This is a genomic window from Deinococcus aerolatus (assembly GCF_014647055.1).
GTDB classification, from domain to species: Bacteria; Deinococcota; Deinococci; order Deinococcales; family Deinococcaceae; genus Deinococcus; species Deinococcus aerolatus.
The window spans coordinates 149,644-162,083 of the sequence record NZ_BMOL01000006.1; the positions used below are offsets into that span (position 1 = coordinate 149,644).

The 12,440-nt window shown below is 64.4% G+C and carries 10 protein-coding genes; all 10 read left to right on the top strand.

Annotated features, from left to right (window positions below; genetic code table 11):
• Positions 1 to 123 precede the first annotated feature (123 nt).
• The 10 genes from IEY31_RS08570 to IEY31_RS08615 all read left to right on the top strand — a co-directional run bounded on the left by IEY31_RS08570 (position 124) and on the right by IEY31_RS08615 (position 12,408).
• Positions 124 to 1,284 (top strand): ABC transporter ATP-binding protein, encoded by a 1,161-nt coding sequence (locus IEY31_RS08570; protein ID WP_188970913.1) that lies wholly within the window; start codon positions 124 to 126, stop codon positions 1,282 to 1,284.
• On the top strand, positions 1,284 to 2,378 hold the full coding sequence (locus IEY31_RS08575) for an ABC transporter ATP-binding protein (RefSeq protein ID WP_188970915.1): 1,095 nt from the start codon (positions 1,284 to 1,286) through the stop codon (positions 2,376 to 2,378). The genes IEY31_RS08570 and IEY31_RS08575 overlap by 1 nt, the downstream gene beginning before the upstream one ends.
• Before the next feature lie 67 nt (positions 2,379 to 2,445).
• On the top strand, positions 2,446 to 3,333 hold the full coding sequence (locus IEY31_RS08580; protein ID WP_188970916.1) for a carbohydrate ABC transporter permease: 888 nt from the start codon (positions 2,446 to 2,448) through the stop codon (positions 3,331 to 3,333).
• On the top strand, positions 3,330 to 4,196 hold the full coding sequence (locus IEY31_RS08585; RefSeq protein WP_188970918.1) for a carbohydrate ABC transporter permease: 867 nt from the start codon (positions 3,330 to 3,332) through the stop codon (positions 4,194 to 4,196). The genes IEY31_RS08580 and IEY31_RS08585 overlap by 4 nt, the downstream gene beginning before the upstream one ends.
• Positions 4,197 to 4,254: 58 nt before the next feature.
• Positions 4,255 to 4,527 (top strand): DUF2160 domain-containing protein, encoded by a 273-nt coding sequence (locus IEY31_RS08590; RefSeq protein WP_188970920.1) that lies wholly within the window; start codon positions 4,255 to 4,257, stop codon positions 4,525 to 4,527.
• A 181-nt stretch (positions 4,528 to 4,708) separates the two neighbouring features.
• The gene (locus tag IEY31_RS08595; RefSeq protein WP_188970922.1) at positions 4,709 to 6,472 is read left to right on the top strand and encodes an ABC transporter substrate-binding protein; all 1,764 of its coding nucleotides are present in this window, start codon (positions 4,709 to 4,711) and stop codon (positions 6,470 to 6,472) included.
• 404 nt (positions 6,473 to 6,876) lie between these two features.
• Positions 6,877 to 8,397: a glycerol kinase GlpK gene (gene glpK / locus IEY31_RS08600; protein WP_188970924.1), complete on the top strand. Its 1,521-nt coding sequence runs from the start codon at positions 6,877 to 6,879 to the stop codon at positions 8,395 to 8,397.
• A gap of 160 nt (positions 8,398 to 8,557) precedes the next feature.
• Positions 8,558 to 10,156 carry a glycerol-3-phosphate dehydrogenase/oxidase gene (locus IEY31_RS08605; protein ID WP_188970926.1) on the top strand — a complete coding sequence of 533 codons (1,599 nt, stop codon included), beginning with the start codon at positions 8,558 to 8,560 and terminating at the stop codon, positions 10,154 to 10,156.
• A 298-nt stretch (positions 10,157 to 10,454) separates the two neighbouring features.
• A complete protein-coding gene (paaK, locus tag IEY31_RS08610) occupies positions 10,455 to 11,735 on the top strand; it encodes a phenylacetate--CoA ligase PaaK (protein ID WP_188970935.1) in 1,281 nt (426 codons plus the stop codon).
• Between the two features lie 19 nt (positions 11,736 to 11,754).
• Positions 11,755 to 12,408, top strand: a complete 654-nt coding sequence (locus IEY31_RS08615; RefSeq protein WP_229723432.1) for a GNAT family N-acetyltransferase — start codon at positions 11,755 to 11,757, stop codon at positions 12,406 to 12,408.
• The last annotated feature ends 32 nt before the right edge of the window (positions 12,409 to 12,440 follow it).

Genomic DNA, 12,440 nt, shown 5'->3' on the forward strand with positions numbered 1-12,440 from the left:
GCTGCCGATACCCACCTTGCCGGTAGCAGGGGCCCAGACATTCTTCGATCAGACGACTCCAAGGAGGTTTATGACCCTCACCGCGGTTGCCAGAGGTTCTGCCTGTCTCCCGGCGTATTTCTCATGAGCCTCACCCTGGACAACGTGACCAAGAAGGTGGGCGATGACATCCACCTTTATCCCATGACGCTGACCCTCAACCCAGGTCTGAACGTGCTGCTGGGGCCGACGTTGGCGGGCAAGACCTCACTGATGCGGATCATGGCGAGGCTGGACAAGCCCACCACCGGGCGCGTGCTGGTAGACGGACGGGACGTGACCAACGTGAGCGTGCAGAAACGCGCCGTGGCCTTTGTCTATCAGCAGTTCGTCAATTACCCCAGCTTCAGTGTTTTTGAGAACATCGCTTCTCCCCTGCGGATCGCCGGGCTGAAGGGAAGTGAGCTCAACGAACGGGTACACGGCGTGGCAAAACTGATGCATCTGGAACCCATGCTCAAGCGGTTGCCCGCCGAGCTGTCGGGCGGTCAGCAGCAGCGCGTCGCTATCGCCCGGGCCCTCATCAAGGAGGCCGAGCTGCTGCTGTTCGACGAGCCGCTGGTCAACCTGGATTACAAGCTGCGCGAGGAGCTGCGGGCCGAGATGAAAGAAATTTTTGCCCGGCGCGACGCCGTGGTGGTGTACAGCACCACCGAACCGTTCGAGGGCCTGAGCCTGGGCGGACAGGTGGCGGTGCTGAGCGAGGGCCGTCTGCTCCAGTCCGGCCCCACGTTGGAGGTCTACCACCAGCCGGTCACTGTGCGGGTGGGGCAGGTGTTCAGCGATCCGCCGATCAATCTGCTGGGAGCCAAACTGGGTGAGGGCCGCACACTGCTGAGTGGAGGGCTGAGCTTCCCGCTGCCGCCGCACATGTCGGGCCTGAGCGGTCCCCACCAGTTGGGCGTGCGGGCCAACCACGCTGGACTGCGCCCCGAAGGCCCGAACGACGTGGCCCTGGCCGCGCGGGTCTACGTGGCCGAGCTGTCGGGATCAGAAACCTACCTGCATACCCGCCTGATCAGCCCTGGTGGCGGCCCCAGCGCCGCGCCGGGCGCACACATGGTCGCGCAACTGCCCGGCATCCATTCGATCAAACCGGGCGAGGACGTCACGTTGTACGTCGATCCAGACCGCATGTTCGCCTTCGCCTCTGACGGGCAGCTGGCCGCCGCACCACCGCGCCCGCCCGCGCCCAGCCAACTGGAAGCGCCCATCGCTCCAACGCCCACCGAGAGGAGCGCGTAATGGCCCGCATCGAACTGGACGAGCTGGCTCACGCGTACATGCCCGACCCCCAAGAACCCGAGGATTACGCGCTAAAGCCCATGACCATGACCTGGCAGGACGGCGGAGCCTACGCGCTGCTGGGACCGTCCGGCTGCGGCAAGTCCACGCTGCTGAACATCATTTCCGGGCTGGTGCGGCCCTCGCACGGGCGGGTGCTGTTTGACGGAGAGGAGGTGACCAACCTGCCCACCGAGGCCCGCAACATCGCTCAGGTTTTTCAGTTTCCGGTGATCTACGACACCATGACCGTGCATGACAACCTGGCCTTTCCGCTGCGAAACCGCCGGGTGCCGGAATCCGAAGTCCGAACGCGGGTGGCGCAGGTGGCGGAGTTGCTGGAATTGACCGGGGATCTGAAAAACCGCGCCAGCGGTCTGTCCGCCGACATGAAGCAGAAGATCTCGCTGGGACGCGGGCTGGTCCGCAAGGACGTGGCCGCCATCCTGTTCGACGAGCCGCTGACTGTGATTGATCCTCACCTGAAATGGCAACTGCGCTCCAAGCTCAAGCAGATTCACTACGAACTGAAGCTGAGCCTGATCTATGTCACGCACGATCAGGTGGAAGCCCTGACCTTCGCCGATCAGGTGGTCCTGATGGAGGGCGGTGAGGTGGTTCAGGCCGGGACGCCGCAGGCGCTGTTCGAGGAACCCGAACATGTGTTCGTGGGCTATTTCATCGGCAGTCCAGGCATGAACCTGCTGCCCTGCGCAGTGGCTCCCGGCGCTCAGGGCGTGCAGGTGGACGGCCAGACCTACGAGCTCCCCCTCAACCCGGATCGCCTGGAACGCGCACGCGGACGCGGCAACCTGACGCTGGGCATCCGCCCGGAGTTTCTGGGGTGCAGCAACAGCCCTCAGCCCGGCGCGGTGCAGGCCGACATCACGCGGGTGGAAGATCTGGGCAACTACAAGATCGCCACCGCCGTGATGGGCCAGCACACCGTCAAGGCCAAGCTGGCCGAGGACGCCGCAATTCTCACCGGGCCCGGCTACCTGAGCTTTCCGCCGGAGCACACCAAGCTGTACGCCAACTCGCGGATCGTCCGGTGAGCGCCGTGAGCCGCCCCAATCTGCTGCGCCCCGACGTCATCTGGAGTGGCCACCTACGGAGAATGCCATGCTAAAGACCCGCAACAACAAAGCCTGGTTCCTGGTGTTGCCCGTGGTGCTGTCGGTGGCCTTCAGCGCGATTATTCCGCTGATGACCGTCATCAACTACTCGGTGCAGGACATCCTGGGACCGAACCGCAAGGTCTTCGTGGGCCTGGAGTGGTTTCAGGAAGTGCTGCGCGACCCGGACCTGCACGGCGCGTTCGTGCGCCAGTTGCTGTTCACGATGATCGTTCTCGCCATCGAGATTCCGCTGGGCATCCTGATTGCCCTGTCGCTTCCGGCGCGCGGCTGGAAGGCGTCGCTGTCGCTGGTGCTGATCGCGCTGCCCCTGCTGGTGCCGTTCAACGTGGTGGGAACCATCTGGCAGATTTTTGGCCGCGCCGACATCGGACTGGGGGGGCATTTCCTGGCGAGTCTGGGAGTTGATTACAACTACGCCACCAATCCGCTGCACGCCTGGCTGACCGTGATCCTGATGGACGTGTGGCACTGGACGCCGCTGGTGGCGCTGCTGTGTTATGCGGGGTTGCGGGCTATCCCGGAAGGCTATTACCAGGCCGCCAAGATTGACGGTGCAAAAGCCTGGGCAGTGTTCCGTTTTATCCAGCTTCCCAAACTGGGCGGCGTGCTGATGATCGGGCTGCTGCTGCGCTTCATGGACTCGTTCATGATCTACACCGAACCCTTTGTGCTGACTGGCGGCGGTCCCGGCAACGCCACCACCTTCCTGTCGGTGTACCTGACCAAGCTGGCGGTGGGGCAGTTTGACCTCGGCCCGGCGGCGGCTTTCAGTCTGGTGTACTTCCTGATCATCCAGATCGTCAGTTTCATCCTGTACACCGTTATTCAGCGCAACGCCAATCCCCAGACCCCCAGGCAGGAGACGCCATGAGCCAGTCCTCGCAAGTCCAGTCTTCCCAGGTCCTGGGCGTTCCCGCGCCCCGGCTCCGGCGTCCCTTCCGCCCTGGCAGCGTGCTGCTCCCCATCTACTTCATCCTGCTGCTGCTGCCGATCTACTGGATGATCACCATGAGCCTCAAGACCAACGCCGAGATCGTGTCGGGCTTCAGCCTGTGGCCCCAGGCGATTACCTTTGAGCATTACCGGGAGATCTTTACCAACCCCGCGTGGTACACCGGCTACCTGAATTCCCTGACCTACGTTGCCATGAACACCGTGATCTCACTGGTCATCGCGCTGCCCGCCGCCTACGCCTTTTCGCGCTACAGCTTTCAGGGCGACAAGCACCTGTTCTTCTGGCTGCTGACCAACCGCATGGCCCCGCCCGCCGTGTTCCTGCTGCCCTTCTTCCAGCTCTATCAAAGCGTGGGCCTGTTCGACACCCACATCGGCGTGGCGCTGGCCCACCTGCTGTTCAATGTGCCGCTGGCGGTGTGGATTCTGGAAGGCTTTATCAGCGGCGTGCCGCGTGAGATCGACGAAACCGCGTATATCGACGGTTACAGCTTTGGGCACTTCTTTTTTCGGGTCTTTATTCCGCTGGTCCGCAGCGGGATTGGGGTGACCGCGTTCTTCTGCTTTATGTTTAGCTGGATTGAGCTGCTGCTGGCCCGTACCCTGACCAGCGTGGACGCCAAACCCATCGCCGCCGTCATGACCCGCACCGTCAGCGCGTCGGGCATGGACTGGGGTCTGCTGGCCGCCGCCGGCGTCCTGACCATCGTGCCGGGCGCACTGGTCATCTACTTCGTGCGCAACTACATCGCCAAGGGCTTCGCACTGGGGCGCGTGTGATGCTGCCGGCTACCGCCACCGTATCTCCTCGCGCCCTGCGTATAAGGAGGACCTGAACATGGCCTGGATGTCCTGGACCTGGCCCACCGCCGTCTTCATCATGCTGATCTTCGCTGCCATCGCCGTGCTGACCATCATGGACCTGCGTTCTGCGCCGGTGACGCGCAAGGGCTTCCTGCCCATTCCCACCGACAGGGGCGACCGTTTTTACATCGCCATGCTGGGCCTGCTGGTTATCAACCTGACGTGGTGGGGCGTGACCGACGCCACCCCGCTGATCGGCCTGACCCTCTCGCTGATCTGGCTGGGCGTGACCATGCGCTGGGGCTAGACCCGCCGCTTTCCGTTTCCCCCCCTTGTCCACCCGTTGTCCATCCGTGGGTCCGCAGCTCATCCCTTCCATCTGCGATCAGACCCTGACAGGCCGGAGAAGGTCCGCCCCCACCCGTTTCCCAGGCTGACCCACAACCGGGTAGTCGGAAGACGTTCGAGAACCCCTTTCTGGAGGACTTATGAACCGCAAGCAACAAGGCTTTGCCCGCAACAGTCTGCTCTTCAGCGGTGCGCTGGCCCTCACGCTGGCCGCCACGCTGGGGGTGCAGGCCCAGGGCCAGACTGCCGCCGCCAGCACTGCCGCTGCCAAGAAATGGGTGGACAAGGAGTTCCAGCCGTCTACGCTGAGCAAGGCGCAGCAGATGAAGGAAATGGAGTGGTTTATCAACGCGGCCAAGCCGTACAAGGGTCTGACCATCACCGTAGCTTCCGAGGCACTGACCACACACAAATATGAATCCGAAGTGCTGGCAAAGGCGTTCACCGAGATCACGGGCATCAAGGTCAAGCACGACATCATTCAGGAAGGCGACGTGATCGAGAAGCTGCAAACGCAGTTTCAGTCGGGCAAGACCATTTATGACGCGTACGTCAACGACTCGGATCTGATCGGCACGCACTTCCGCAACGACTTCGTGCTGCCGCTGAGTGACTATATGGCCGGGGCAGGCAAGGCCGTAACTTCGCCCACACTGGATCTCAAGGACTTTATCGGCCTGAGCTTTACCACCGGCCCCGACAAGAAGCTCTACCAGTTGCCCGATCAGCAGTTCGCCAACCTGTACTGGTTCCGCGCCGACTGGTTTGCCCGCCCGGACCTGAAAGCGAAGTTCAAGGCCAAGTACGGCTATGAACTTGGCGTGCCAGTCAACTGGAGCGCCTACGAGGACATCGCCAACTTCTTTACCAACGACGTCAAGACCATCGACGGCAAGAAAGTGTACGGTCACATGGACTACGGCAAGAAAGACCCCAGCCTGGGCTGGCGATTCACCGACGCGTGGCTGAGCATGGCGGGCAACGGCGATAAGGGCACACCCAACGGCTTGCCGGTAGACGAGTGGGGCGTACGCGTGGAGAACTGTCACCCGGTGGGGTCCAGCGTCACGCGCGGCGGGGATACCAACGGCCCGGCGGCGGTGTACGCGTTGACCAAGTACGTGGAGTGGCTCAAGAAATACGCGCCGCCAGAGGCGGGCGGCATGACCTTTTCCGAGTCCGGGCCAGTGCCCGCCCAGGGCAACATTGCCCAGCAGATCTTCTGGTACACCGCCTTTACTGCCGATATGGTTAAAAAAGGCCTGCCCGTGGTGAACGCCGACGGTACGCCGAAGTGGCGCATGGCCCCCAGCCCGCACGGCTCTTACTGGCGCGAGGGCACCAAGCTGGGTTATCAGGACGTGGGTGCGTGGACTTTCCTGAAAAGTACGGATCCCAAGCACACCGCCGCCGCGTGGCTGTACGCGCAATTTGTGACGGCCAAGACCACCAGCCTGAAAAAGAGCATCGTGGGCCTAACCTTTATCCGTGAGAGCGACATCAATAGCAAGTACTTCACCGACAATGCCAACAAGTACGGCGGCCTGATTGAGTTCTACCGCTCGCCTGCCCGCGTGGCCTGGTCCCCCACCGGCACCAACATCCCCGATTACCCCAAGATGGCGCAACTGTGGTGGCAGGCGATTGCTCCCGCCGCTGCCGGCGAAGTCACGCCGCAGCAGGCCATGGACGGCCTTGCCAAGGAGCAGGACAAGATCATGAGCCGTCTGGAACGCGCGGGCATGAAGCGCTGCGCCCCGATTATGAACCCCGAAAAGACCGCGCAGTATTGGTTCGATCAGCCCGGCGCACCCTACCCCAAGCTCGCCAACGAGAAGGAAAAGGGTGAGACCGTGGCCTATGAAACCCTGCTGAAGAACTGGAAGGCAGGCAAGGTCAAGTAATTGAGTTCTGTTCTTGCCCTGGCCCCAGAGCTGCTGCGTGTTGTGGCGGTCTCTGAGGCGGGGAGGGGTCACTGCACTTTGCCGACACAAACACTTCCGGTATAAACATTGACCTTGGCCCTCCGCGCCGCTGGCGTTTGAATTGCCCGGCGGCGCGGTAGACCCTCTCGCTTTGACGTTTGGCCAGTTTTTTTGAAAGCCACGCGTGAGGACAAGTCAGCAAGCCCCAATCTATTGGCAAAACCATACTTTCTGCCTGGCTTTTCCATGTGTTCCAGCAATCTCAGGACCACACAACAAAGAATCTTAAACATTTCGGGTCGTCACTTTGCTTTTCACTTCCATTCTCAGACTCAGGCGTCATTATCTTCAGACTCAATCGGTACAGGAGGCCCCCACCGTCTATGACCCAGTACATTCTGTCTCTTGACCAGGGCACCACCAGCAGCCGCGCCATCGTCTTCGATCACGCCGGCCAGATCCGGGCGCGGGCGCAAAAGGAGTTCCGGCAGATTTTCCCCCGTCCCGGCTGGGTGGAGCACGACGCCAGCGAGATCTGGAGTACCCAGAGCGGCGTGATGCAAGAGGCCCTGAGCAGCGCCGGGATTCGCGCCTCGGATCTGGCCGCCATCGGCATCACCAACCAGCGCGAGACGGTGGTGGTCTGGGACCGTCAGAGCGGGCAGCCCATTCACCACGCTATCGTCTGGCAGGACCGCCGCACCGCTGGCCTGTGTGACCAGTTGCGGGAGGCGGGCAAGGAAAGCCTCTTTCACGAGAAGACCGGACTGATTCTGGACGCCTATTTTTCGGGGACCAAGATCAGGTGGATTCTGGACCACGTGGAGGGCGCACGCCAGAAGGCCGAGCGCGGCGAACTGGCCTTCGGCACAGTGGATTCCTGGCTGGTCTACAAGCTGACCGGCGGCGAATTGCACATCACTGACGCCAGCAACGCCAGCCGCACGCTGCTGTACAACATCCACACGGGCGACTGGGACGACGAATTGCTGGCCGTGCTGGACATTCCCCGCGCCATGCTGCCCGAGGTGCGCGCCAGTTCGGAGGTCTACGGACACACCGCGCCGGGACTGCTGGGCGCGCAGGTGCCGATTGCGGGCATCGCGGGCGATCAGCAGGCGGCCACCTTCGGGCAGGTCTGCCTGGACGTGGGCATGGCGAAGAACACCTACGGTACCGGCTGCTTCATGCTGCTCAACACCGGTCAGCACGCGGTGCAGTCCGGGCACCGGCTGCTCACCACAGTGGGGTGGCAACTGCCGGACGGGCAGGGGGGCCAGCAGACCACCTACGCCCTGGAGGGCGGCGTCTTCGTGGCGGGCGCGGTGGTGCAGTGGCTGCGCGACGGCCTGGGCCTGATCCGCAACAGCGGGGACGTGGAGGCGCTGGCGGCCAGCGTGCCGGACAGCGGCGGCGTGGTCCTGGTCCCGGCCTTTGTAGGGCTGGGCGCACCGTACTGGGACCCCTACGCGCGCGGCACCATCGTGGGCATGACGCGCGGCACCACCGCCGCCCACATTGCCCGCGCCGCGCTGGAGAGTGTGGCCTTCCAGAGTGCCGAACTGCTGGAGGCCATGCAGCAGGACACCGCCCGCACGGGGACGCAGGTCTCAGAATTGCGAGTGGACGGCGGCGGCAGCGTCAACGACGCCATGATGCAGTTTCAGGCCGACATTCTGGGCGTGCCGGTGATCCGGCCGAAGGTGACGGAAACCACGGCGCTGGGCGCGGCGTATCTGGCCGGACTGGCAGTGGGCTTCTGGCGGGATCAGGATGAACTCAAGGCGCTGTGGCAGACCGGGCGTACCTTTGAGCCAACAATCGAGGTCGACCAGCGCGAGGCGCGGCTGCATACCTGGAAACGTGCCGTTGAGCGCAGTCGCGACTGGGACAGGCCCGAATAGGGACGCAGTGATGGTTTGCACAGCTGCCACGGACAGGCTCAGCCCTTGTTTTGATCGTGAACATATGTTCAAATATATTGAACAAACGTTCTTCGCCATCGAAGCCGATGTTGAAGGCCGTGACCTCCTTGCTCTTTCCCCGGCTCTAAAAGGAACCCCTATGAAGCGTGCAGACATCATCGAAGCGGCCATCGAGGCTCACACCTGGGACATGCTGGTGATCGGCGGCGGCGCCTCCGGCCTGGGGACGGCAGTGGAGGCGGCCACCCGCGGCTACCGCACGCTGCTGCTGGAATCTCACGACTATGCCAAGGGCACCTCCAGCCGCAGCACCAAGCTGGTCCACGGCGGCGTGCGCTACCTGGCCCAGGGCAACATCTCACTGGTGCGCGAGGCGCTGCATGAGCGCGGCCTGCTGAAAAAGAACGCGCCGCATCTGGTGCGGGATCAGGGCTTTCTGATTGCTGCCTACAAGTGGTGGTCCGCGCCGTTCTACGGCATTGGCCTGAAGATGTACGACCTGCTGGCCGGAAAATTGAACCTTCAGGCCAGCCGATACATCAACAAGGCTCAGGCCCTGACCAACATCCCCACCCTGAAAAAGTCCGGGCTGGGCGGCGGAATCCTGTACTTCGACGGCCAGTTTGACGACTCCAGGCTGGCGGTCACCCTGCTGAGGACGCTGGAAGACCACGGCGGCGTGGCCCTCAACCACGCGCCCGTCACGGGCCTCGTCATGGAAGGCGGCAAGGTGGTGGGAGTGCACTGGCAGGATGGGGAAACCGGCCAGACCCACGAGGCCCGCGCCAGGGTTGTCGTGAATGCCACCGGCGTGTTCGTGGACGATCTGCGGCGCATGGAAGACCCGAACGTCAAGCCCATGCTGTCGCCCAGCCAGGGGGTGCACGTGGTGGTGGACCGCCGCTTTCTCCCTGGAGAAAGTGCCCTGATGATTCCGCGCACCGACGACGGGCGGGTGCTGTTCGCCGTGCCGTGGCATGACCATGTGGTGATCGGCACCACCGACACCCCGGTACCGGACGTGTCGTGGGAGCCGCGCGCCCTGCCTGAGGAGGTGGACTTCATCCTGGAGACCGCGGCACAGTACCTCTCCCCTGTACCCACCCGCGCGGATGTGCGGAGCGTGTACGCGGGCCTACGCCCACTGGTCAAGGCCGCCGAGGGCACCGACACCAAGGCGTTGTCACGCGACCACGTGATTCGCATCTCAGCGGGCGGCATGCTGACGCTGACCGGGGGCAAATGGACCACCTACCGCCGCATGGGCGCCGACGCCGTAACGCGCGCCGCCGAACTGGCGGGTCTGCCCCGGCGCATGAGCCTGACCGAGGGCCTGAAGCTCCACGGGGCCACCGCCGAGGACCGGCCTGAGCCCTGGAAGGTCTACGGCACCGACGCCGAGCGGGTCATGGCGCTGCCGGGCGCGTCTGTCCGGCTGCATGCCGAGCTGCCCTACTTCGAGGCGGAGGTGCGCTGGGCCGCCCAGCAGGAGCAGGCCCGCACGGTTGAGGATGTGCTGTCTCGCCGCACCCGCGCCCTGCTGCTGAATGCCCGCGCCAGTGCCGACGCCGCGCCGCGCGTGGCCGCCATCCTGGCCGAGGAGCTGGGCCGGGACGAGGCCTGGCAGGCCGCGCAGGTACAGGCTTACCGCGAGCTGTCGGCGGGGTACATGCTGCCCGGGGGCGTGGTTCCCGCAGACATGCAGGCGGGAGAGAGCGGAGCCGTGCGCCCGGCCTGAACAACCGCTCAGGCAGAGCAATCAAGGTCGTCCGACACGGAGCGTGTGGACGGCTTTTTCCTTTGGGCAGCCCCACCGTTCACACCTGGGGAACATGTTTAACGGTGTGCCAGAGCGGCGCCAGGACACGCAGCGCGGTGAATGATTGAGGTACACGCTGGCCATTTCGGTCCCATCGTGGGGATCTCAGGTGGCCTCTCCTGGATGCTCCAGGACCCGAACGGCCCACCCCAGCGCCCCGCGACGTCACCCTCCAGCGGAAGACAGCTAGACTGCCCCTATCCCAGGAGGTTTTTCCTTGTTTCAGCCTGACCGTGAAGCCCTGCCCCTGCCCGAACTGCGCGCCCTGCAATTGCAGCGTATCCAGGACATGGTGGCGCGGCAGTACGAACATGTTCCTGCCTACCGCGAAAAGTTCAGTGCGGTGGGCGTGCAGCCCGGCGACATGAAGTCGCTGGACGATCTGAGCCGCTTTCCCTTCACCCGCAAAATAGATCTGCGCGACAACTACCCGCTGGGGCTGCTGGCCACCCCCCGCCAGAACCTGCGCCGCCTGCACGCCAGCAGCGGCACCGGGGGCAAACCGACGGTGGTGGGCTACGACGAGCGCGACCTGGAGATCTTCGCCGAGGTGGTGGCCCGCAGCCTGCACGCGGCGGGCGCGCGGCCCGGCATGGTCTTTCACAACGCCTACGGCTACGGGCTGTTTACCGGCGGGCTGGGCCTGGACGGCGGCGCGCGGCGGCTGGGCCTGTGCACCGTACCGGTCTCGGGCGGCGGCACCGAGCGGCAGGTCGGGCTGATCCAGGACCTTGAGCCGGAGGTGATCGCCTGCACCCCCAGCTACGCGCTGGTGCTGGCCGAGGCGCTGGAACGCCAGGGGCTGGGGCCGGGCGATCACTCCCTGAAATACGCCGTGCTGGGTGCCGAGCCCTGGGCCGAGAAGACCCGCGCCGAGGTGGAGAAACGCCTGGGCGTGACCGCCACCAACATCTACGGCCTGTCCGAGATCATCGGCCCCGGCGTCAGCAATGAGGACGTCGCCGAGCAGCGCGGAAGCTACATCTGGGAGGACCACTTCTACCCGGAAATCGTGGACCCCGACACCGGAGAGGCGGTGCCGGACGGCCAGTGGGGCGTGTTGATCCTGAGCAGCATCAGCCGCAGCGCCCTGCCGATTCTGCGCTACTGGACCGGCGACATCACCCGGCTGCTGCCCGGCGACAACCAGACCGGGCGCACCATGCGGCGCATGGACATCATCCGCGGCCGCAGCGACGACCTGATCATCCTGCGCGGCGTCAACGTGTATCCCACCCAGCTGGAAGCCGTGCTGGTCAGCCTGGGTCAGGTCAGCCCGCACTATCACGTGACCCTGACCCGCACCGGCATCATGGACGAGCTGACCCTGCAGGTGGAGGCCGAATCGGAGGCCGCCAGTCTGCGCGACGAGATCGTGCGGCTGATCAAGACCCAGGTGGGCGTGACCGTGCACTGTGAACTGTGCGTACCGGGCACTCTACCCCGCAGCGAGGGCGGCAAGCTGCGCCGCGTGACCGACCTGCGGGGAGAACGGTAGCGAGACAGGTGAGCGCACATTGAGCCCTGCGCTGATCCGCCCGGCCTTGCCCGCCGACGAGGCAAGGCTGGGCGAGATCGCCTACCTGACCGGCTATTTTGGAAACAGTGCCGCGCCGTATTTTCCCGATCGCCAGCTTTTCGCGGACCTGTGGATCCGGGCCTATTTCCGGCTGCCGGCGGCTGTGGGCTTCGTGGCCCAGGTGGACGGCGACGTGATCGGCTACATCATTGGTTCGGCCGATGAGGTGGCCTACCGGCGCGCCCTTGCGCGTGTCGTGGCCGACACCGTTGTGCCCGGCCTGCTGACCCGCCGGTACACCCACCCCCTGTCGGGCCTCCCCTACCTCCTGCGTACCCTGCGGTATCCCTCACCCCACGCTCCAGTTTCGCAGTTCCCAGCGCACCTGCACCTGAATCTGCTGCCCCAGGCACGCGGGCTGGGGCTGGGGCTGGGCCTGCTCCAGGCTTTCCTGGAGCGTTCAGGACAATTGGGCGTGCCGGGCGTGCAACTGTCTACCACCGATCAGAACCAGGCCGCGCTGGGCCTCTACGCAAAAGCAGGGTTCACGGTTGCCGCTGCGGAGAGAAGCGGTCTGTGGACGCCATGGCTGGGTGAATCGGCCCAGCAACTGTGCCTGACGTGCCGCCTGGAGGTCACGCACAGCCCCTGAAGCGCAGCCGCCGGCAGCGCCCCAGCATCCAC

Coding starts and splice junctions, on each gene's coding strand:
- IEY31_RS08570 (WP_188970913.1), top strand. CDS start 124: ATGAGCCTCACCCTGGACAACGTGACCAAGAAGGTGGGCGATGACATC.
- IEY31_RS08575 (WP_188970915.1), top strand. CDS start 1,284: ATGGCCCGCATCGAACTGGACGAGCTGGCTCACGCGTACATGCCCGAC.
- IEY31_RS08580 (WP_188970916.1), top strand. CDS start 2,446: ATGCTAAAGACCCGCAACAACAAAGCCTGGTTCCTGGTGTTGCCCGTG.
- IEY31_RS08585 (WP_188970918.1), top strand. CDS start 3,330: ATGAGCCAGTCCTCGCAAGTCCAGTCTTCCCAGGTCCTGGGCGTTCCC.
- IEY31_RS08590 (WP_188970920.1), top strand. CDS start 4,255: ATGGCCTGGATGTCCTGGACCTGGCCCACCGCCGTCTTCATCATGCTG.
- IEY31_RS08595 (WP_188970922.1), top strand. CDS start 4,709: ATGAACCGCAAGCAACAAGGCTTTGCCCGCAACAGTCTGCTCTTCAGC.
- glpK (WP_188970924.1), top strand. CDS start 6,877: ATGACCCAGTACATTCTGTCTCTTGACCAGGGCACCACCAGCAGCCGC.
- IEY31_RS08605 (WP_188970926.1), top strand. CDS start 8,558: ATGAAGCGTGCAGACATCATCGAAGCGGCCATCGAGGCTCACACCTGG.